This window comes from Luteimicrobium sp. DT211, assembly GCF_049844995.1.
Classification (GTDB): Bacteria; Actinomycetota; Actinomycetes; order Actinomycetales; family Cellulomonadaceae; genus Luteimicrobium.
In genome coordinates this window covers 430,402-450,904 of record NZ_JBNCMC010000002.1, presented here as the reverse complement: position 1 = coordinate 450,904, position 20,503 = coordinate 430,402, and the positions used below count along the sequence as shown (strand labels likewise).

Below are 20,503 nucleotides of genomic sequence, written 5' to 3'. Positions count from 1 at the left end.
AGCTTCGAGTCTAAGGTCGGGGGCCGGCCGGGGAACGTGGCGCGGCTCACTCGCACAGCCTGTGCAGGCGTCCTTCATCGGCGGGGCGCGGGTCGCTGCGTAGAATCGTCCGATGGTCGGGAGTCGGCGGCAGGCTGGCCACGACCCGACAGGCACCACGAAGGGAGAGCGCCGATGGGGCTGCTGGAGCAGGTCTCGGGACCACGGGACCTGGACGGGCTGACCCCGGCGCAGCTGCGGCAGCTGGCCGCGGAGATCCGGGAGTTCCTGGTCCAGGCGGTGTCCCGCACGGGCGGGCACCTCGGGCCCAACCTCGGTGTCGTCGAGCTGACCGTCGCGATGCACCGGGTGTTCGAGTCCCCGCGCGACACGTTCGTCTTCGACACGGGCCACCAGTCGTACGTGCACAAGCTGCTGACCGGGCGCCAGGACTTCTCGACGCTCCGCCAGAAGGACGGGCTGGCCGGGTACCCGAGCAGGGCCGAGTCCGAGCACGACGTGGTCGAGAACTCGCACGCGTCGACCTCGCTGAGCTGGGCCGACGGCATCGCGCGCGCCAACGCGGTGCGGGGGCTGCGCGACCGGCACGTCGTGGCCGTGATCGGCGACGGCGCGCTCACCGGCGGCATGGCCTGGGAGGCCATCAACAACATCTCCGCGGCCGAGGACCGCCGCCTCGTCATCGTCGTCAACGACAACGGACGCTCGTACTCGCCGACGATCGGCGGGCTCGCCCACCACCTCGACACGCTGCGGACCACGGACGGCTACGAGTCCTTCCTGCAGTGGGGCAAGCGGACCCTGACCCGGTCCGGGCCGCCCGGGCGTTTCGCGTACGAGTGGCTGCACGGGCTGAAGAAGGGCATCAAGGACGTCGTCGCGCCCCAGGGCATGTTCGAGGACCTCGGCCTCAAGTACATCGGCCCGGTCGACGGCCACGACGAGCAGGCGGTCGAGCGGGCTCTGCGCCAGGCCAAGGCGTTCGGCGGCCCGGTCATCGTGCACGTCATCACCGAGAAGGGCCGGGGCTACACGCCCGCCGAGGAGGACGTCGCCGACCGCTTCCACGCGATCGGCGTGATCCACCCCGAGACGGGCCTGCCGATCGCGCCGTCGCGGTTCGGCTGGACCAAGGTCTTCGCGGACGAGCTCGTGCAGATCGGCCGCCGGCGGCCCGACGTCGTCGCCATCACCGGCGCGATGCTCGAGCCCGTCGGCCTCCTGCCGTTCTCGCGCGAGTTCCCGGACCGGACGGTCGACGTGGGCATCGCCGAGCAGCACGCGGTGACGTCGGCCGCGGGCATGGCGTTCGCCGGCCTGCACCCCGTCGTCGCGCTCTACGCCACGTTCCTCAACCGCGCGTTCGACCAGGTCCTCATGGACGTGGCGCTGCACCGCGCGGGCGTCACGTTCGTCCTCGACCGGGCCGGCATCACCGGCCCCGACGGCCCGAGCCACCACGGCATGTGGGACCTCGCGATGCTCCGGCTCGTGCCGCGCCTGCGCCTCGCCGCGCCCCGCGACGAGGCGACCCTCCGCGAGGCGCTCCGCACCGCCGTCGACGTCGACGACGCCCCCACCGTCGTGCGCTACCCCAAGGGCTCGCTCGGGCCGGACCTCCCGGCTGTCGACCGGCTGGACGACGTCGACGTCGTGGCGCGGACGGGGCCGGGGGCCGAGTCCGACGGCGCCCGAAGGGTCCTGGTCGTCGGCGTGGGCTCCATGGTCGGCACCGCCGTCGAGGCGGCCCAGGTGCTCGGCGAGCACGGTGTCGCGACGACCGTCGCCGCGCCCACGTGGGTGCTGCCGCTCCCGACGGCCCTCGTCAAGCTCGCGGGCGACGCCGACCTCGTGGTGACGATCGAGGACGGCCTCGCCGAGGGGGGTGTCGGCGCGCTGCTCGGCGAGCGGCTGACCGCGGAGGGCCACCCGGCGCGCATGCTCACGCTCGGCCTGCCGACCGCGTTCCTCGACCACGCGAGCCGCGAGGAGATCGTCGCGGCCTGCCGCCTGACGGCCTCGGACGTCGCCGCGGACGCGCTCGGCGCGCTGGGCACGCTCGGCCAGGACGGCTGAGCGCGGGTCCGAGGTGTGGCCGCTCGCGCCGCCGCGTCCGGGCGGCGGCTAGCCTGCGACCGTGATCTGGCTGCTCGACCTCGACAACACGCTCGTCGGCCGCACGGAGGCGTTCCGGGCCTGGGCGGCGGACTCGCTCGCTGCGGCCGGCGCACCCGCCGACGCGCTCGAGGCGGTCCTCGCCGTCGACGAGGACGGGCACGGCTCGAAGACGGCTCTCGCCGCGCTCCTCGTCGACCTGCTCGGCTGGGACGACGACGTGCCCGCCGCGATCCTCCGGTTCCGCGCCGGCATCGTCGAGCGCCTCCGTGCGTACGACGGCGTGCTGGCCGACCTCGACACCCTGCGGGCGGCGGGGCACCGGGTGGCGGTGGTCACGAACGGCACGTCGGCGCAGCAGCGCGCCAAGGTCGCCCGCACCGGTATCGAGGAGCACGTCGACGTCGTCGTGGTCTCGGACGAGGAGGGCGTCGCGAAGCCTGACCCCCGCCTGCTCGAGATCGCGCTGCACCGGCTCGGCGCCGCCGGCGCCGACCGCGGCGGCGTCTGGATGGTGGGCGACGCCGCCCACGCGGACGTCGCGGCAGGCCGCGCGGCGGGCGTCCGGACGGCCTGGGTGTCGCACGGGCGCGTCTGGGAGGGCCCGGCCGGGCCGGACGTCGTCGGCTCGACGACGCGCGAGGCTCTCGCGCTCGCCGGTGCGCACGGCGGCTGACCTCGGGCAGGATGGCCCGCATGACGACGACGGGCGACGACGGCCGATGGGTGGTGCTCCTCCGGGGCGTGAACGTGGGCGGGGTGACGATCCGGTCGGCCGACCTCCGGGCGTGCGTCGAAGGGCTCGGCTTCACGGGTGTGCGCACGGTGCTCGCGAGCGGGAACGTCGTCGTCGATGCGACGGACGAGGCGCTGCCGGACGCGAAGACGCGGATCGAGGCGGGACTGGGGGAGCGGTTCGGCTACGACGCCTGGGTCGTGCTCGTGCCGCAGGGCGCGCTGGCCGCCGTCGTCGATGCCTTCCCGTGGCCCGCGCGGGACGGCTGGCACGACTACGTGACGTTCGTCTCCGAGCCGGCCGTGCTGGAGGAGCTGCTGGCCGCGGCGGACGAGCTCGGTCTCGACCCGGCGACCGACCCGGTCGGGGGAGGGGAGGGGGTCGTCTACTGGCAGGTGCCGCAGGGCGGCACCCTCGACGCCCCGTTCTCGAAGCTCTCGTCCAAGGCCCGCTACCGCGCGACGACCACGACCCGCAACGTCCGCACGCTCCGCCGGCTGCTCTGACGGAGCTCGCACGGGAACGACGTCGTCGGGCTGAGTAAGAAATAGTGTGCCAAGCGCCACCGTCTTCCTCTTCGGCCCGCGGATCGCCGAACAAGCCAAAAACCACGCACCGAGAGGCAAGCCCTCCGGCTATCGCCGTGATATCAGCAGGTGTGTCGAACGCAGAGGAGAAGCCGACATGAGCGGTACCACGACGCTCGTCGTGAGGTTCGACGCCGAGGAGAAGAAGGCGATCGAGACGGCGGCGGAGCGTGAGGGCCGGTCGCAGAACGACATCGTCCGAGAGGCGGTCCGCGCCTACGCCCAGCGACGGACCGAGCTGCGAGACCGATTGATCGCCGACGCGATCCGGGAGTACAAGCCCGTCCTCGACCGGCTCGCGTGAGCGACGCCGGGACCCCTGCTCCGGTCGAGTACCTCGAGGTCGACGACCTTCTCGCGGCCGGGCGTGCGCTGCTCGGGGCGGAGCCGGTCGTGCGTGACTGGGGCGCCCTCGACTCGGCCGTCCACCGCCCTCAAAGCTCGATGTTCGGCGTCGACGCCTACCCGACGCTCGACACGAAGGCTGCCGCCCTCATGCTGTCGTGCGTGCAGAGCCATGCGCTCCTCGACGGCAACGAGCGACTCGGCGTGGTCGCGGTCGTCACCTTCTACGGGCTGAACGGGCGGAGGTTCGTGGCGCCTCACGAGGAGCTCTACGTGCTCACCATGGCGATCGCGGACGGGTCGCTCGGCGATGTGTACACCGTCGCGTCGACCCTTGCGCCCTGGGCGCGGTAACGGATCGTCAATCGACTTGCCCGGTCGCCGTGGCGGCTGGCAGCGTCGGCGCATGACGACGCGCACCGCCACGGACTCCCTCACGCTCGACGACCTCTGGCCCTTCGCGGGCCTGCACGTGGTCAGCGGCGACGTGGAGCTGCGGTACCTCGACGACGACCTGCTCCTCCGCCTGGCGCGCCTCGCCGCCGAGGGCGTGCACGCCGAGGACGCGATGCCGTTCACCACGCCGTGGACGCGAGGGACGCCGGCCGAGGTCGGGCGCAGCGTCCTGACCTACCACTGGGGCGGGCGGGCCGGCGCGCTCGGCACGGACCGCCTGCGGCTCGAGCTCGGGGTGGTCCGGGCCGGCGAGCCGGTGGGGATCCAGGGCTTCTTCGGGACCGACGTCGCCGTCACCCGGACCGTCGAGACCGGCTCGTGGCTCGGGCGGCGCCACCAGGGCCGGGGGACCGGCACCCTCATGCGGCGCATGGTGCTGCACCTGCTGTTCGAGGGTCTGGGCATGGTCGAGGCGACGACGGTGGCGTTCGCCGACAACGGGCCGTCGAACGGGGTGACCCGCAGGCTCGGGTACGAGCCGAACGGCGTCGAGATCCTGGCCCGCGAGGGCAGGGCCGTGACGAGCAACCGCTACCGGCTGACTCGTGAGGCGTGGGAGGCGCAGACCGACCGGCCCGAGGTCACGCTGCACGGCGTCGAGCCGGTCCGGGAGCTGCTGGGGCTCTGACCCGCCGCCGGCGATCCCCGCCCTCAGGCGAGCGTGCGCAGCGCCGCGCGCTCGACGAGCGCCGGGAGCCCGTCGGCCCGCCACCGGCGCTGCGTGTCCGCGCCCGTCCCGCGGTCGACGAGCTGGGCGACGCGGTCGGTGACGCGCTCCAGGTCGCCGGCGTCGGCGAGCGCCCCCTGCGTGTGCGCGAGGAGCGCTGCCACGGCGTCGGCGGCGGGCACCGGCCGGAACGTCGTCGGGCTGAGCAGGTCCTCGCGCATGCCCGAGCGGCTCGCCCGCCACGACGCGGCGCGGCGGAGCTCGAGCCGGACGTCGGGCGCCGTCGCGCCGGCGGCGGCGTCGCGGACCGCCGTCTCGACGAGGCCGCGCGCGAGCGCGGCCAGCAGGACGGCGTCCTCGAGGTCGAGGCATACGTCGGCGACCCGCACCTCGACGGTCGGGTACCGCGCCGACAGCCGGGCGTCGAAGTAGACCATCCCCTCGTCGAGCGCCGTGCCGGTCGCGACCAGGCGGTCGACCGCGGCGCGGTAGGCCGCGACGGACCCGAACGGCTGCGTCGGGCCCGAGGTGGGCCAGCGGTTCCAGACCTGGGCGCGGTAGCTCGCGTAGTGGGTCTCCTCGCCGCGCCAGAACGGCGAGTTGGAGCTCAGCGCCAGCAGCACCGGCAGCCAGACGCCGATCCGGTCGATGGCGGCGACCCCCTCGTCCGGCGAGTCGACCGCCACGTGCACGTGGCACCCGCACGTGAGCTGCTCGCGTGCCGTGAGGCCGAACAGCCGGCTCATCTCCCGGTACCGGGGCTCCGGCGTGACCGTCGAGGCGAACGGTTGCGGCGAGGTGGCCAGCGCGACCGCACGGGCGCCCGCGCGTCCGGCCGCACGTCCGGCGCGGGCGCGGCCCTCGCGCAGCTCTCCGGCGAGCGTCTCGAGGTCCGCGCACGGGGGCGTCGAGGTCTCGAGCTGCTGCTGCTTCAGCTCGGCCTCGAGCTCGCCGCCCGGGCCGTCGGCATCCGCGACCTCCTCGGGCCCACCCGGCAGGACCGGGTCGCCGCCGGCCGCGAGTGCCTGCGGCGCGCGGGGCGCGGGCACGCCCTCGTCGTCGACCAGCAGGTACTCCTCTTCCACGCCGACGCTTCGCACCTCAGCAGTCTGCGGCACCGGGTTGCGCGTCGCCGGGCGAGGACGCGGGCGGTCAGGGCGGGGACGCGGACCAGCCGGTCCACCGCTCGACGCGGATCCGGACCACCGGGCCACGGGGCGGATCGGCGACGTACTGCGCGTAGCGGTTTGCGAGCGCGGCGAGCGCGGCCTCGCGAGCGGGGCCCTCGGTCTCGACGGCCGCGACGCCGTCGGCGCGGACCCACCACAGCCGGGCCCAGTCGTCGTCGTAGCGGTCGGCGAGCACTGCGACGCGCGGGTTCTCGGCGATGTCGCGCAGGCGCCGGAGCCGGGTGGTGGTCTTGGGCTTCTGGTCGACGGCGGTGACGAGCTCGTCACCGACCAGCGCGAACGTGACCGGCACGACGCGCGGCTGGCCGTCGCTGCCCGTGGTCGCCAGGTGCGCGTGCCGTGCGGCGCCCAGCCGGTCGCGGCAGGTCGCCTCGTCGAGTCGCATCCTCGGATTCTGCCCCCGGCCCACGACGACGGCGCCCGCACCCGATCGCGGGGGCGGGCGCCGTCGTCGTGCCGGGGTGCGTCAGCCGCGCGCGACGTTCGCGACGCCGTCGGGCAGGAACCGCTTGCCGAGCACGCGCTCCGAGTAGCCGGCGCGATCGAGGTACGGCGTGATGCCGCCCAGGTGGAAGGGCCACCCGGCGCCGAGGATCATGCAGAGGTCGATCTGCTGCGGCGTGGCGACGACGCCCTCCTCGAGCATCAGCCCGATCTCGCGGGTGAGCGCCGTGAGCGTGGCGTCGAGGACGCCCGCCGCGTCGAGCGCGGTCGAATCCGAGCCCGCTCCGCCGGCGGTGCCGAACACGCCCTGGATCTCCGGGTTGACCGGCTTCGGCAGGCCCTTCGCCGGGGCGTCCAGCACGACGCGCGTCCCGTCGGCGACGAGCTTCTCGAGGCCGGGGGAGGCGGGGAAGCGGTCGCCCAGGTCCTCCCGGAGCGACTGCAGCACGTGCAGGCCGACGGCGGGGCCGACGAGGTCGAACAGCTCGAACGTCGGCATGGGGAACCCGAGCGGGTCGGTCGCGTGGTCGGCGACGTCGACGGGGGTCCCGTTCTCGACCGCCTCGACGATCTTGCCCATGACGAGCACGAGGAGCCGGTTCACCACGAACCCGGGGCGGTCCTTGACCAGCACCGACGTCTTGCGGAGCTTCTTGGTGACGGCGAACGCGGTCGCGAGGGCCTCGTCGGACGTCCTCTCCGCGTGGATGACCTCGACGAGCGGCATGGCGGCGACCGGGTTGAAGAAGTGGATGCCGACGACGCGCTCCGGGTGCTGCAGGTCGGCGGCCATCTCCGTGATCGACAGGGCCGACGTGTTCGTCGCGAGGATCGTCTCGGGGGACACGATGCCCTCGAGCTCCGCGAAGACCTTCTTCTTGAGCCCCAGGACCTCGGTGACGGCCTCGATCACGAAGTCACAGGTGGCGAATTCCTGGACGTCCGTGGTGCCGTGCACCTGGGCCGTGATGCGCGCCGCGGTGTCCTTGGACATGCGGCCGGTCGAGACGAGCTTGGCGAGCTGGGACTGGACGAACCCGAGCCCCTTGTCGACGCGCTCCTGGTCGATGTCCCGCATGACGACGGGGACCTGGAGCCGCTGGGCGAACAGCAGGGCGATCTGGGCGGCCATGAGGCCGGCGCCCACGATCCCGACGCGGGTGACGGGCCGGGCGAGCGACGGGTCGGGCGCGCCCGCGGGCTTCTTGCCGTGCGAGACGAGCTGGAACGCGTAGACGCTCGCGCGCATCTCGTCGGTCATGATGAGGTCCGCGAGCGCCTCGTCCTCGGCGGCGAAGGCCTCGGTCTTGTCCCGGTCACGGTGGGCCACGAGGTCGAGCGCCCGGTAGGGCGCGGGGCGGGAGCCGTGGACGGTGGCGTCGAGGCGTTCCCGCGCCGCGGCCACCGTGCCGGACCACGTCGCCTCGTCGTCGAGCGGGCGGCGCTCGACGACGATCTCGCCGCGCAGGATCGCGGCGGTCCAGCGGATCGACTCCTCGAGGAAGTCGGCGGCGTCGAAGATCGCGTCGGCGAGCCCGAGCTCGTACGCCTCGGCGGCCTTGAACGGCTTGTTCTGGGCGGGCCGCGTGAGGATGACGTCGAGCGCCTTCCGCACGCCGATCAGCCGGGGCACGAGGTACGCGCCGCCCCAGCCGGGGACGAGGCCGAGGCCGGTCTCCGGGAGGGCGAGCGCTCCGGCGTCGGACGCGACGGTCCGGTAGTCGCAGTTGAGCGCGATCTCGAGGCCGCCGCCGAGGGCGACCCCGTTGATGTACGCGAAGGTGGGGACGCCGACCTCGGACAGCGACCGGTAGGCGGCGTGCCCGGCGCGGCCGAGGGCCAGCGCGTCGTCGCGCGAGGTGACGGAGGCGACCTGGGTGAGGTCGGCGCCCGCGGCGAGGAAGTACGGCTTGCCGGTCACGCCGACGGCGACGATCTCGCCGGCGGCGGCGCGCTCGTGCAGGTCGTCGACAACGGCCTGGAGCTCGGCGATGCCCTGCGGGCCGAGGGTCGTGGGCTTGGTGTGGTCGAGGCCGTTGTCGAGGGTGACGAGGGCGAGCGTGCCGAGGTCGTCCGGGAGTGCGACGTCGCGCACGAGGAAGTGGGTGACCCGCTCGGCGCGCGGGGTGGGGGTGGTGTCGGTCATCGGTGATCCGTCCCTGGGTTCGAGTTCGGGGGGTGCGCGGGCGTCGACTCAGTGGCGCGTCGCGTCGGAGTGGCCGGAGTAGTCGGCGTGGTGCGGGTTCTCCCAGATCACCGTGCCGCCCATGCCGAGGCCGACGCACATGGTCGTGATGCCGTAGCGCACGTCGGGGTGCTGGGAGAACTCGCGCGCGAGCTGCGTCATGAGCCGCACGCCCGACGAGGCGAGGGGGTGCCCGACCGCGATGGCGCCGCCGTACGGGTTCACGCGCGGGTCGTCGTCGTCGATCTTGAAGTGGTCGAGGAACGCGAGGACCTGGACGGCGAACGCCTCGTTGATCTCGAAGAGGCCGATGTCGTCGATCGTGAGGGACGCCTTGGCGAGGGCCTTCTCGGTGGACGGGATCGGGCCGAAGCCCATGATCTCCGGGTCGACGCCCGCGAACGCGAACGACACGAGGCGCATGCGGGGCGCGAGGCCGAGCTCGTCGGCGGTCTCGCCCGAGGCCACGAGCGACATGGTCGCGCCGTCGGTCAGGGGGGAGGCGTTCCCGGCGGTCACCCGGCCGCCCGGGCGGAACGGCGTCTTGAGGTTCGCGATGGCCTCGACGGTCGTGCCGGGACGGGGCAGTTCGTCGGCCGTGGCGAGGCCCCAGCCGAGCTCCGAACGGACCGCCACGGGCACCAGGTCGGGCGTGATGTTCCCGTCCGCGAGCGCCTTCGCGTAGCGGGCCTGGGACTGCACGCCGTAGGCGTCGGCGCGCTCCTTGGTGAGGTGGGGGAACCGGTCGTGGAGGTTCTCGGCGGTGGCGCCCATGACGAGTGCGTCGCCCTCGACGAGGCGCTCGGTGAGGAAGCGCGGGTTGGGGTCCGCGTCGAAGCCCATGGGGTGGTGGCCCATGTGCTCGACGCCGCCGGCGAGGGCGACGTCCTGCATGCCGGCCATGATCCCGGAGGCGGTCGTGGTGACGGCGGTCATCGCGCCCGCGCACATGCGGTCGATGGCGTAGCCGGGGACCGTCTTGGGGAGCCCGGAGAGCACGGCCACGGACCGGCCGAGCGTGAGCCCCTGGTCGCCCTGCTGCGTCGTGGCGGCGATGGCGACCTCGTCGATGCGCTCGGGCGGGAGCTCGGGGTGGCGGCGGAGGAGCTCGCGCACCGTCTTGACGGCGAGGTCGTCGGCGCGGGTGCCGGCGTACAGGCCGTCGGGCCTGGCCTTGCCGAACGGGGTGCGTACGCCGTCGACGAAGACGACGTCACGCACGGTGGGGCGGGTGGAGGCGGTGGTCATGGCTTCTCCTGAATCTGGACTGCGATGTCCTGGGCGGTCCGTCGACGCGAAGAACACGATACCGCCAGTCCTAGGAAAGTCTACGCACCTGCCGCCGGGCGGATGTGGCGTGCGCCACGGCGCCGTCGGTGCAGCGACCTACGATGCGTGCATGACGGTGCAGCCGCAGTCCTCGGGAGCGTCAGGCTCCTCGGTCGTCGTCGAGCACAGGTTCGACGCTCCGCTCGACGTCGTCTGGCGTGCGTGGACGGATCCTGAGCGTGTGAGCAGGTGGTGGGGCTCGGATCCTGGCGGCGTCGTGACGTCCGCCGAGCTCGACGTCCACGTCGGCGGCCGGTTCGAGATCTCGTTCCGGGACCCGGGCGGCGAAGGGCACACGTCCCGCGGCGAGTACCTCCGCGTCGAGGAGCCGAGTCTCCTGGACTTCACGTGGTCGTGGGAGTCCGAGCCGGGCACCCGGTCACGTGTGACCGTGGAGCTCGTGGGTGACGGTGACGCCACCGCCATGCGGTTCGTGCACGGCGAGCTGGTCGGGGTCTCGGCGCACGACTATGCCCCTGGGTGGCGCCGCACGTTCGGCAAGCTGGACGCCGTCCTGGCGGGGGAGCGGTAGTCACGACGAGCGGAGCGACGACGACGGCGGCGCACCCCGGGTGGGGAGCGCCGCCGTCGGACGAAGGGGGTGTCAGGTCAGCCGCGGACCTTGCGCACCGCCTTCTTCGCGAGGGGGAGCGCCTTGTTCCACATGCTGTACAGGGGTGAGAACGGGACGTCGAACGAGCCGGTCAGCTCGTCCTCGTGCTGCGCGAACGACTTCTTGAACTCGGAGATCCCGTCGTTGAGCAGGCCGTTCATGTCGTAGCGGCGCAGCCCGGCGTCGCGGGAGATCGTGACGGCCTTCCACTTCACGGGGGCGTTGGCGCGCAGCGAGCGGCCGGCATCGTTCTGGCCGCCGTACAGCTCGAAGGCCGTGGTGGCCGAGACGACGTCCCACACGAACGCGCAGGGCTTGCCCTCGGCGTCGAACGCTGCCACGAGAAGCGACCGCTCGCCGAGGTACCGGTGGATCGCGAGGTAGTACTCGTCGTCGTGCAGGGCGAAACCGGCCCGCGACGCGGTCTCGTGGTAGACGTCCAGGACGCCGCGGACCTCGTCCTCCGTGGTGACGCGCCGCACGTCGAGGCCGGTGCGCAGGCCCTTGCGGATGTCGTAGCGGGTGGTCCGGGACATCGCGGCCAGCAGCTCGTCCTCGGTCTTCGACAGGTCGAGGATCAGCGTCTTGGGGTAGAGGATCGGGTTCGGCGACGGGACCGCGCCGGAGACCGTGAGCGGGTCGGCCGCGTCCCAGTCGGGCTCGAACGTCACCGAGATGCCGCCGACCTCCTTGCGGCACCAGTTCGCGACCGCGTCGCACACGAGCCCGCGCAGCGCGGGGTCGGGGACGACCGGGCCGCGGGGCACGTGGGCGAGGGAGCGGAACGGCGTCGGGAGCTGGCGGACGAGGACCTGAGCGAGGCCGATCGTCTGGTCTCCCAGGGAGATCTCGACGTGGTGGGCGGTCCAGGCGCCGTCGGCCTTGACCTGGCCCCAGCCCCAGAGCTGGAGCGGGTGGCCGCCGAGCCGGTCGACCTCGGAGTCCCAGAGGGTCGGGTCGTCGATCACGGTCACGAGAGGGGAGGAACCGGGCATGGCGAGAACCCTACCCGGCGTCGACCTCCGTCAAGGCCCGCGCGAGCGGCTCCGCGACCAGCCCGACCTGCCACTCGCGCGCCGCCCGGCCGTGCAGGAAATCGGCGACTGCCTCGGGCGTCATCGGCTCCGGCGGCGTCCAGCACAGGCGCCGCAGCGCGTCGGGCTGGAGCAGGTTCTCCGTCGGGAGCCGGTGGTTCGCCGCGATCTCGGCGACGAGCGGACGCGCCACCTCGAGCCGGGCCCACGCCGCGGGGTCGCGGTCCGCCCACGCGCGGGCGGGCGGCGGCCCGTCGGTCCCGGGGCCCCGCAGCGACGGCAGCTCGTCGGCCGGCAGGGCGAGCGCCTCGGAGATCGCGCGCTGCCAGACGGGGGCCCGGCGCTTGGTGCCCTTGCTCGCGAACTCGGACAGCCGCGTCAGGTCCGCGACCGTGCGGGGCAGCGCCTGCGCCGCCGCGACGATCGAGCGGTCCGGCAGCACGCGGCCGGGCGACAGGTCTCGCAGGCGCGCGTTCGCGTCGCGCGCCTCCCACAGCGCCCGCACGACGGCGAGCCTGCGCCGGTCCCGCAGCGCGGCCGAGCCCGACGTCCTCCGCCAGGGCTCGACGCGCGGCGGCGCCGGGGGAGCGAGGCGCTCGAACTCGAACTCCTGCGCCGCCCAGTCCGCCTTGCCCTGCGCCGCGAGCTCGTCCACGAGGTGGTCGCGCAGCGGCACCAGGAGCTCGACGTCGAGCGCCGCGTAGCGCAGCCAGTCCTCGGGCAGCGGCCGGGTCGACCAGTCCTGCGCCGAGTGCTCCTTGGCGAGCCCCAGACCCAGGACCCGCGCCACGACGGCGCCGAGCCCGACGCGTTCGTAACCGAGGAGCCGGGCGGCCAGCTCGGTGTCGAACACCTTGGCCGGGCGCATCCCCAGGTCCGCCAGGCCCGGCAGGTCCTGCGTCGCGGCGTGCAGCACCCACTCGGCGTCGCCGAGCGCCGCGCCCAGCTCGCTGAGGTCCTCGAACGGCACCGGGTCGACGAGCACCGTGCCGACGTCCTCCCGGCGCACCTGGACCAGGTAGGTGCGCTGGCCGTAGCGGTAGCCGGACGCACGCTCGGCGTCGACGGCGACCGGGCCCGTCCCAGCAGCCAGCCGCTCCACGGCGTCCCGGTAGGCGGCCGGGGTCGCCACGACGCGCGGCACCCCGGCGGCCGGCTCGAGGAGCGGCGTGACCTCGGGCTGCTCGGCCAGGGGGGCGTCGTCGGCGGTGCCCTGCGTCACGAGCCGCTCCCCGCGCGGCGCGCGCGCAACGGGGTCACGCCCTCGGGCAGGGCGGGCCGGCCCGCGACGGAGCCCATGAGATGGGCCCACGCGTGGAGGTGCGGCGCGAGGTCCGGCGTCGTGGGGGTCCAGGACGCGCGGATCTCGATCTCGTCCGCCTCCGGCGTGTCGGCCAGGGAACCAAAGCTCTCGGAGATCACCCGCGTCACGGTACCGCCGTGCGCGCGCGAGCCCGCACCCGCCGAGACCAGCGCCTCGCGCAGCCAGGTCCACGCCACCTCCGACAGGAGCGGGTCGCGGACCAGGTCGCGCTCGAGCGGGGCCCGCACCATCGTGACCGCGCGGAACCGGCCCTGCCAGACCTCCTGGCCGTCCGGGTCGTACAGCACGACGAACCGCCCGCTCGCGGCGTCGGTCGCGTGGGCACCGTGGCCCGCGAGCTCACCGGTCAGCGCCAGGGCGTAGGGGGCCACCCGCGTGGGGGCGGGGATCTCGTGCAACGAGACGTCCGCGCGCACCCGCAGATCCCGCAAGGAGCGGAGCGCGCGCTGGAACTCCTCGGGCACGTGCTGGTCGCCGGCCGGACTCACACGGGCACTGTAGGTGCTGGTAGGCCCGTTCTCGTGGAGGCGGACGGCGTGCCGTCGCCGAGCGCGTCTGGATTACGCTGGCCACGGAGCCGCTGAGCATCTCCGACGTATCTGTCGACCACCGCCTAGGAGTCTGAAGCATGTCCGCACGCGCACAGATCGGTGTCACGGGCCTCGCCGTGATGGGCCGCAACCTCGCACGGAACTTCGCCCGCCACGGGTACACGGTCGCGGTGCACAACCGCTCCTACGCCAAGACCGAGTCGCTGATCGCCGACCACGGCACGGACGGCGACTTCGTCCCGTCGGAGTCGACGGCGGACTTCGTGGCCTCCCTCGAGCGCCCCCGCAAGATCGTCATCATGGTCAAGGCCGGCGCCGCCACCGACGCGGTCATCGACGAGCTCATCCCGCACCTCGAGGAGGGCGACGTCGTCATCGACGGCGGCAACGCGCACTTCCCGGACACGATCCGCCGCGAGCACAAGCTCGCCGAGCTCGGCCTGCACTTCGTCGGCATGGGCGTGTCCGGCGGCGAGGAGGGCGCGCTCAACGGCCCCAGCATCATGCCCGGCGGCCCGAAGGAGTCGTACACGACCCTCGGCCCGATCCTCGAGGACATCTCCGCCAAGGTCGACGGCACCCCGTGCTGCACCTGGGTCGGCCCCGACGGCGCCGGCCACTTCGTGAAGATGGTCCACAACGGCATCGAGTACGCGGACATGCAGCTCATCGCGGAGGCGTACGACCTCCTGCGGCACGGGCTCGGCGAGTCCGCCGCCGGGATCGGCAAGATCTTCGAGCAGTGGAACGCGGGCGACCTCGAGTCGTTCCTCATCGAGATCACCGCGGACGTGCTGCAGCACGTCGACGCGGCCACCGGCAACGCGTTCGTCGACGTCGTCCTCGACCAGGCCGAGCAGAAGGGCACCGGCCGCTGGACGGTCCAGAACGCCCTCGACCTCGGCGTCCCGATCACCGGCATCGCGGAGGCCACGTTCGCCCGCGCGCTGTCCGGGTCCGTCCCGCAGCGCGAGGCAGCACGCGCCGCGCTCCCGGGCGATGCCGGCACCTGGCAGATCGAGGACCGCGACGCTTTCGTCGAGGACGTCCGGCTCGCGCTCTACGCCTCCAAGCTCGTCGCGTACTCGCAGGGCTTCGACCAGATCGCCGCGGCGAGCGCCGAGTACGGCTGGGGCGTCGACCGCGGTGCGATGGCCCGCATCTGGCGGGGCGGCTGCATCATCCGCGCGAAGTTCCTCAACCGGATCACCGAGGCGTACGAGCGCGACGAGGACCTGCCGCTGCTCATCGCCGACCCGTACTTCGCGGACGTCGTCGGCAAGGGCCTCGCGGCGTGGCGCCGGGTCGTGGCCCAGGCCGCGCTCAACGGCGTCCCGACGCCCGCGTTCGCGTCGTCGCTGGCGTACTACGACGGCGTCCGCGCCGAGCGGCTGCCCGCGGCGCTGATCCAGGCGCAGCGCGACTTCTTCGGTGCGCACACGTACCGCCGCGTCGACCGCGAGGGGACGTTCCACACGGAGTGGTCGGGCGACCGTAGCGAGATCACGGCGTGAGCCGACGCTCGAAGCAGGCCGGCGCCCCCGTCGTCCGCCCGGTCGTCCTGGGCGGCGACGCGGGCGCGTACAGCCTGGCCCGCGCGTTCCACGAGGCTTACGGGGTCCGCTCGACGGTCGTGACGATCGTCCCGACCCGCAACGTCCGGCACTCGAAGATCCTCGACAACCTCGTCGTCCCGGGTCTGGACGACCCGGACGTCATGGTGGCCACGATCCGCGACCTGGCGGCGCGCTCCGACGTGCCGCTCATGGTCGTGACGTGCGTCGACTGGTACGTCCGCGCGCTCGCGCAGCACCGGGCGCGGCTCGAGGACGTGGCGATCGTCCCGTACACGCGGCTCGACCTGCTGGACCGCGTGATGGACAAGGAGCGGTTCTCGGAGCTGTGCATCGAGCTGGGCGTGGCGCACCCGCGGACGGTCGTGCGGCACGGCGGCGACCAGGTGGGCGAGCTCGGCCTGCGGTTCCCGATCATCGCGAAGCCGGGCGACAACGCGGCGTGGCACCACGTCGCGTTCCGGGGCAAACGGAAGGTCCACGAGCTCTCGAACGCCGAGGACCTGCAGTGGCTCCTGACGGCGGCGGGGGAGGCGGGGTACCGGGGCGTGTTCATCGTCCAGGAGTTCGTCCCCGGCTCGGACGCGCAGATGCGGATCATGACGACGTTCTCCGACCAGCGGGGGTACGTGCGGACGGCGGTGGGCGGCAACGTCCTCGTCGAGGAGCACACGCCCGGCACGCTCGGGAACCCGGCGGCGATCCTCACGGGTCCGCTGCCGCAGATCGAGGCGGACGCGCGCAGGCTCGTGGAGCACCTGGGCTGGACGGGGTTCGCGAACTTCGACATCAAGGTCGACCCGCGGGACGGCAAGGGCTACTTCTTCGAGCTCAACCCGCGCACCGGGCGCTCGAACTACTACATGACGGCGAGCGGGGTGAACCCGGCCAAGCTCTGGGTCACCGAGCACGTGCTGCACGGCAACATCCCCGTGCCGATCCGGCAGCAGGTGCTCTACCGGATCGTCCCGGGCTTCCTGCTGCGCCGGTACGTGAAGGCCGCGAACGACCCCGACGTGCGCGCCCGGCTCAAGCAGGTGCGCCGCGTGGCGCACCCGCTGCGCTACGGCCGTGACCGTTCCCTGCGCCGCGACCTGTGGGTCTGGCTGTCGGAGCTCAACCAGGTGCGCAAGTTCCGCCAGTTCTACCCGGTCTCCGAGGCGCGGGCGACCGCGTACCGGGAGTCGGGCGCGCCGACCGGTGCAGGGGCGCCGCGTGGCTGAGCCCCTCGTCGGCGTGCTGGGCGGCGTCGGCCCCATGGCGACCGCCTACTTCCTGCAGCGGGTCGTCGCGCTGACGCGCGCCGAGCGGGACCAGGACCACCTCGACATGGTCGTGCTCGACCACGCGACGATCCCCGACCGCACGGCGTTCGTGCTGGGCCGGTCCACCGAGGACCCCGGTCCCGTTCTCGCGCGCGACGCGCGCCGGCTCGAGGCGTTCGGGGCGGAGTTCCTCGTGATGCCCTGCAACACGGCGCACCACTTCACCCAGCAGGTCGTCGACGCCGTCGACGTCCCGTTCCTCTCGATCGTGGAGGCGACCGTCGACGCGGTGCGCGCCCGCATCGGGGACCGGACGACGGTCGGTCTCCTCGCGACCGAGGGCACCGTCGCCGCGAAGGTCTACCAGGACGCGTTCGCCGCGCACGGCATCGACACGATCGTGCCCGACGACGCGGACCAGGCCGTCGTCTCCGCCGTGATCTACGAGCAGGTCAAGGCGGGGCGTCCGGTAAACCTGCCGGCGCTCCAGGGCGTGGTGGGACGCCTCGCGGACCGGGGTGCCGCGGCCGTCGTCCTGGGCTGCACCGAGCTGTCGGTCGCCGCCGTCGACCACGGCCTGCTGGCCGACCCGCTGTACGTGGACTCGCTCGACCAGCTCGCCCGCGCCACGATCGTCCGCGCGGGGCACGAGGTCCGCGCGGGCTGACCGCGCCCCGACGCACGTCGCCCGCCGCTCCCCACGGGAACGACGGGCGACGTGCGTCCCGGGTCAGCCGATCTCGCTCGTGCCCGCGTACAGGTGGAGCACGGGCAGGTCGTCGAGCTCCTCGCGGGCCCGCGACGCCCAGTCGCGGTGGAACGTGTCCTCGACGGCGTGCGGGTAGGTCACGACGACGAGCTCGAGCACGTCGCCCCGCGCCGCCCGCTCCCGCACGGTGGGCAGCGGGTCGTCGCCCGTCACCACGCCCGTGGCGTCCCGGCCGGCGGCCTCGAACAGCGCCTCCGTCTCGGTGACCTGCTCCTCCGCGGTCTTCTTGGCCTGCGGCTCGGACGGCACGTCGCGGCGCAGGTCGTGCCACGCCTGCCGGAGCTCGCCGACGCTCAGGTGGTCGATCAGCTCGACGGCGAAGTTGCGCTCCGAGTCCGCGGGCACCAGGACCTCGTAGCGCAGCTCGTCGTCGGGGTGCATGCCGACGATGTGCTGGACGTCGGCGGCGCCCAGCGCGTCCTCCGCCAGGACGAGGACGGTCCGGGCGGTCGGCGCGGCGGGCTGCGGGGAGGGGGCGTTCTCGGTCATGGCGTCACCCTATCCGCGCGCCCGCGTCCCGCCCGCTGTGGGCATCCGTTCTGCTGGTGTCGGACGGCCGGCGACAGCAGGACGGATGCCCACAGCGACCTAGGGTGGGTGCGTGAGAGAGCGGACGGTGGTGGCGGCCGGCGGTGCCGGGTTCCTGGGGCGGATCGTGGTGGCCGACCTGGTGCGCCGGGGGTGCACGGTGGCGGTGCCGACGCGGCGCCCCGGCGCCCTCGACGACCTCGGCGTGCGCCTCGAGGGCGCCCCCGGCCGGCTGGTCGTCGTGCCTCTGGACCCGGCCGGGCCCGCGGGCACCGCACCGACGCTCGAGCGGCTGGACCCGCCGCCGTCGGCGGTCGTGGCGTCGCTGGGCGGGTGGAGCATCGGCCCGCGCCTGCTCGACCTCGCGCCCGACGCCTGGCAGCGCGCCCTCGACGACCACCTCACGGCCCACCTGCGGGCGATGCAGGCGTACGTGCCGCTCCTCGCGGGGCAGGACGACGCCGTCTACGTGACGACCAACGGTGCCGCCGCGGACGAGCCGATGGCGGGCTCGGGGCCGGTCAACGTCACGGGCGCCGCCCAGCGGATGCTCCTGCGCGCGGTGGCCGCCGAGCACGCGGACGGCGTGCGCTTCCACGAGGTGTCGTTCCTGGCGGCCGTCGCCGGCGACGAGCGCAACCTCGACCCGGACGCGGAGCTGGGCCACGCGGAGGTCGCAGGCGCGGTGCGCGGCGTGCTCGACGATCCGGGCGCGCCGCAGCTGGTCCGGGTCGCGCCGCACGGGCGCTGAGCGGCCCCGCCGAGACGCGCGTCACAGCGAGCGCCGCCCGACCCGACGTACCCTGGACGGTCGTGACCACTCTTGTCCCCTCGCTGAGCGACGTCGTCCCGCACGTCTCGCCGGACCGCCTGCTCGGTGACCTCGTCCCCCCGCGGCACTTCGCCGCGGCAAGGTTCTCGACGTACCGGGCGAACCCAGACTTCTCGACCCAGCAGGCGGCGCTGACGCGCCTGCAGGAGGTCGCCCAGGTGCTCGTGCACCCGCGGGGCGGGGGCCTGTTCAAGCGGGCCAGGAAGCAGGCGCCCCCCGCGGTCTACCTCGACGGGGGTTTCGGCGTCGGAAAGACGCACCTGCTGGCGTCGCTCGCGCACGAGGTCGGGCTCGAGCGGACCGCGTTCGGGACGTTCGTGGAGTACACGAACCTCGTGGGCGCGATGGGGTTCCGGCAGACCGTCGACGCGCTCGCCACGAAGACCCTCGTGTGCATCGACGAGTTCGAGCTCGACGACCCGGGCGACACCGTCCTCATGTCGCGGCTGCTGCGCGAGCTGGCGGACCGGGGGGTCGCGCTCGCCGCGACGTCCAACACGCTCCCGGAGTCGCTGGGGGAGGGCAGGTTCGCGGCCGAGGACTTCCTCCGCGAGATCCAGGCGCTGTCCTCACGGTTCGAGGTGCTGCGCATCGACGGCCCCGACTACCGGCACCGCCCGACGGTCACCGACGCGCCCGACGTGCCGGCGGACGCCGTACGTGCGGCCGCCGCGTCGGTGGAGGGCGCCCGGCTCGACGACTTCGACACGCTCGTCGCGCACCTCGCCCACGTCCACCCGAGCCGCTACGGCGCGATGCTCGACGGCGTCGAGCTGCTCGCGCTCACGGGCGTCCACCCGGTCACGGACCAGAACGTGGCGCTGCGCCTCGTCGTGCTGGTCGACCGGTTGTACGACCGGGACGTGCCCGTCGTGCTGGGCGGCGGGGACAGCGGCCTGTTCACGCCCGAGATGCTCGCGGGCGGCTACCGCAAGAAGTACTACCGGGCGCTCTCGCGCCTCGGCGCGCTGGCGGAGGACGGCCGCACCCGCGTCGCGGCACTCGCGGCCTAGCCGCCCAGGCTCGCGGGCCCGACGCGCGGCCCTCAGGTCGCGAGCAGCCGGGCCCGCTCGGTCCCGACGTCGAAGTCGGCGGCGGGCCAGCCGAGATCCAGGCGGCGCAGCGCGTCGAGGAGCAGCTCCGAGACGGCGAGCCGCGCGAACCACTTGCGGTCCGCGGGGACCGCGTGCCACGGCGCGACCTCGGTGTTGGTCCGGTCCAGCACGGCCTGGTACGCCTCCTGGTAGGCGCTCCACCTCAGCCGCGCGTCGACGTCGCCGGGGTTGTACTTCCAGTACTTGTCGGGTCGGTCGAGCCGCTTGAGCAGCCGGGCTCTCTGCTCCTCGGGCGACACGAGCAGCGCGACCTTCACGAGGCTGGTTCCCGACTCGACGAGGCGCTCCTCGAAGCGGTTGATCTCGTCGTAGCGCTTCTCCCACACCTCGGGCGGGACGAGCTCGTCGACGCGCGCCACGAGGACGTCCTCGTAGTGCGAGCGGTCGAAGACACCGATGTACCCGGCCGGCGGGAGCGCGCGACGGACCCGCCACAGGTAGTGGTGCCGCGCCTCCTCCGGCGTGGGCACGCCGAACGAGCGGTGCGCGACGCCCTGCGGGTCCACGAGCCCGACGACGTGCCGCACGATCCCGCCCTTGCCGGACGTGTCCATGCCCTGCAGGACGAGCAGCACGGACCGCGTGCCGCCCGACCGCCCCTCGGCGAACAGCCGCTCCTGGAGCTCCGACAGCTCGTCGGCGTGCCGGGCGACCAGCTGCTCGCCGGCCTTGCGCCCGTGCTTCCACCCCGGTGTCGACGCGCGGTCGAACGCGGCGAGGTCGAGCCCGTGCGGGGCGCGCAGCACCTCGGGCGGCGGCTTCTTCCAACCGTCGAGCGCGGACGTGCTCGGCTTCGCCTTGCCGCGCTTCTTGCCGCCGTGCTTCGTGCCGCTGGCCATGGCGC

At 73.7% G+C, this 20,503-nt stretch carries 21 protein-coding genes; 12 read left to right on the top strand and 9 right to left on the bottom strand.

What is annotated here, in order from left to right:
- Positions 1 to 174: 174 nt before the first annotated feature.
- The 6 genes from dxs (at position 175) to ACLQ14_RS06200 (ending at position 4,867) form a co-directional block, all read left to right on the top strand.
- Positions 175 to 2,076 (top strand): 1-deoxy-D-xylulose-5-phosphate synthase, encoded by a 1,902-nt coding sequence (dxs, locus tag ACLQ14_RS06225; RefSeq protein WP_425810992.1) that lies wholly within the window; start codon positions 175 to 177, stop codon positions 2,074 to 2,076.
- A 61-nt stretch (positions 2,077 to 2,137) separates the two neighbouring features.
- The gene (locus tag ACLQ14_RS06220; protein WP_425810990.1) at positions 2,138 to 2,791 is read left to right on the top strand and encodes an HAD family hydrolase; all 654 of its coding nucleotides are present in this window, start codon (positions 2,138 to 2,140) and stop codon (positions 2,789 to 2,791) included.
- 20 nt (positions 2,792 to 2,811) lie between these two features.
- Positions 2,812 to 3,357 (top strand): DUF1697 domain-containing protein, encoded by a 546-nt coding sequence (locus ACLQ14_RS06215; protein WP_425810988.1) that lies wholly within the window; start codon positions 2,812 to 2,814, stop codon positions 3,355 to 3,357.
- A gap of 178 nt (positions 3,358 to 3,535) precedes the next feature.
- Positions 3,536 to 3,742: a ribbon-helix-helix protein, CopG family gene (locus ACLQ14_RS06210; RefSeq protein WP_425810986.1), complete on the top strand. Its 207-nt coding sequence runs from the start codon at positions 3,536 to 3,538 to the stop codon at positions 3,740 to 3,742.
- A complete protein-coding gene (locus ACLQ14_RS06205; RefSeq protein ID WP_425810984.1) occupies positions 3,739 to 4,137 on the top strand; it encodes a type II toxin-antitoxin system death-on-curing family toxin in 399 nt (132 codons plus the stop codon). Before ACLQ14_RS06210 ends, ACLQ14_RS06205 begins: the two co-directional genes overlap by 4 nt.
- Before the next feature lie 52 nt (positions 4,138 to 4,189).
- Positions 4,190 to 4,867 (top strand): GNAT family N-acetyltransferase, encoded by a 678-nt coding sequence (locus ACLQ14_RS06200; protein ID WP_425810982.1) that lies wholly within the window; start codon positions 4,190 to 4,192, stop codon positions 4,865 to 4,867.
- 23 nt (positions 4,868 to 4,890) lie between these two features.
- Here ACLQ14_RS06200 and ACLQ14_RS06195 read toward each other — a convergent pair whose 3' ends face one another.
- The 4 genes from ACLQ14_RS06195 to ACLQ14_RS06180 all read right to left on the bottom strand — a co-directional run bounded on the left by ACLQ14_RS06195 (position 4,891) and on the right by ACLQ14_RS06180 (position 9,973).
- Complete coding sequence (locus ACLQ14_RS06195; protein WP_425810980.1) at positions 4,891 to 6,006, bottom strand: carboxylate-amine ligase; 1,116 nt, start codon at positions 6,004 to 6,006, stop codon at positions 4,891 to 4,893.
- Between the two features lie 52 nt (positions 6,007 to 6,058).
- Positions 6,059 to 6,481 (bottom strand): TIGR03668 family PPOX class F420-dependent oxidoreductase, encoded by a 423-nt coding sequence (locus tag ACLQ14_RS06190; protein WP_425810978.1) that lies wholly within the window; start codon positions 6,479 to 6,481, stop codon positions 6,059 to 6,061.
- Positions 6,482 to 6,562: 81 nt separating this feature from the next.
- Positions 6,563 to 8,686: a 3-hydroxyacyl-CoA dehydrogenase NAD-binding domain-containing protein gene (locus ACLQ14_RS06185; protein ID WP_425810976.1), complete on the bottom strand. Its 2,124-nt coding sequence runs from the start codon at positions 8,684 to 8,686 to the stop codon at positions 6,563 to 6,565.
- Positions 8,687 to 8,734: 48 nt separating this feature from the next.
- Entirely contained in the window at positions 8,735 to 9,973 is a 1,239-nt protein-coding gene (locus ACLQ14_RS06180; RefSeq protein ID WP_425810974.1) for a thiolase family protein, read from the bottom strand.
- 151 nt (positions 9,974 to 10,124) lie between these two features.
- Here ACLQ14_RS06180 and ACLQ14_RS06175 point away from each other — a divergent pair, with 151 nt between their 5' ends.
- Positions 10,125 to 10,586, top strand: a complete 462-nt coding sequence (locus tag ACLQ14_RS06175; protein ID WP_425810972.1) for an SRPBCC family protein — start codon at positions 10,125 to 10,127, stop codon at positions 10,584 to 10,586.
- A gap of 77 nt (positions 10,587 to 10,663) precedes the next feature.
- Here ACLQ14_RS06175 and ACLQ14_RS06170 read toward each other — a convergent pair whose 3' ends face one another.
- From ACLQ14_RS06170 to ACLQ14_RS06160, 3 genes are read right to left on the bottom strand one after another with little or no spacing between them, the layout of a single operon-like run.
- Entirely contained in the window at positions 10,664 to 11,662 is a 999-nt protein-coding gene (locus ACLQ14_RS06170) for a lipid II:glycine glycyltransferase FemX (RefSeq protein ID WP_425810970.1), read from the bottom strand.
- A gap of 10 nt (positions 11,663 to 11,672) precedes the next feature.
- A complete protein-coding gene (locus ACLQ14_RS06165; RefSeq protein WP_425810968.1) occupies positions 11,673 to 12,923 on the bottom strand; it encodes an HRDC domain-containing protein in 1,251 nt (416 codons plus the stop codon).
- Entirely contained in the window at positions 12,920 to 13,513 is a 594-nt protein-coding gene (locus tag ACLQ14_RS06160) for a DUF3000 domain-containing protein (protein ID WP_425810966.1), read from the bottom strand. The genes ACLQ14_RS06165 and ACLQ14_RS06160 overlap by 4 nt, the downstream gene beginning before the upstream one ends.
- Positions 13,514 to 13,653: 140 nt before the next feature.
- Here ACLQ14_RS06160 and gndA point away from each other — a divergent pair, with 140 nt between their 5' ends.
- From gndA to ACLQ14_RS06145, 3 genes are read left to right on the top strand one after another with little or no spacing between them, the layout of a single operon-like run.
- Positions 13,654 to 15,090, top strand: coding sequence for an NADP-dependent phosphogluconate dehydrogenase (gndA, locus tag ACLQ14_RS06155; RefSeq protein ID WP_425810965.1), 1,437 nt, complete (start codon positions 13,654 to 13,656; stop codon positions 15,088 to 15,090).
- Positions 15,087 to 16,373 (top strand): carboxylate--amine ligase, encoded by a 1,287-nt coding sequence (locus ACLQ14_RS06150; protein ID WP_425810963.1) that lies wholly within the window; start codon positions 15,087 to 15,089, stop codon positions 16,371 to 16,373. Before gndA ends, ACLQ14_RS06150 begins: the two co-directional genes overlap by 4 nt.
- Complete coding sequence (locus ACLQ14_RS06145) at positions 16,366 to 17,082, top strand: aspartate/glutamate racemase family protein (protein WP_425810961.1); 717 nt, start codon at positions 16,366 to 16,368, stop codon at positions 17,080 to 17,082. The genes ACLQ14_RS06150 and ACLQ14_RS06145 overlap by 8 nt, the downstream gene beginning before the upstream one ends.
- A gap of 63 nt (positions 17,083 to 17,145) precedes the next feature.
- On the opposite strand, the gene ACLQ14_RS06140 is transcribed toward ACLQ14_RS06145, so the two are convergent.
- A complete protein-coding gene (locus ACLQ14_RS06140; protein WP_425810959.1) occupies positions 17,146 to 17,673 on the bottom strand; it encodes a hypothetical protein in 528 nt (175 codons plus the stop codon).
- A 112-nt stretch (positions 17,674 to 17,785) separates the two neighbouring features.
- On the opposite strand from ACLQ14_RS06140, the gene ACLQ14_RS06135 reads away from it, so the two are divergent.
- The gene (locus tag ACLQ14_RS06135) at positions 17,786 to 18,463 is read left to right on the top strand and encodes a hypothetical protein (protein ID WP_425810957.1); all 678 of its coding nucleotides are present in this window, start codon (positions 17,786 to 17,788) and stop codon (positions 18,461 to 18,463) included.
- 62 nt (positions 18,464 to 18,525) lie between these two features.
- On the top strand, positions 18,526 to 19,557 hold the full coding sequence (gene zapE, locus ACLQ14_RS06130) for a cell division protein ZapE (protein ID WP_425810955.1): 1,032 nt from the start codon (positions 18,526 to 18,528) through the stop codon (positions 19,555 to 19,557).
- Positions 19,558 to 19,589: 32 nt separating this feature from the next.
- On the opposite strand, the gene ACLQ14_RS06125 is transcribed toward zapE, so the two are convergent.
- On the bottom strand, positions 19,590 to 20,498 hold the full coding sequence (locus ACLQ14_RS06125) for a PPK2 family polyphosphate kinase (RefSeq protein ID WP_425810953.1): 909 nt from the start codon (positions 20,496 to 20,498) through the stop codon (positions 19,590 to 19,592).
- Positions 20,499 to 20,503 lie beyond the last annotated feature (5 nt).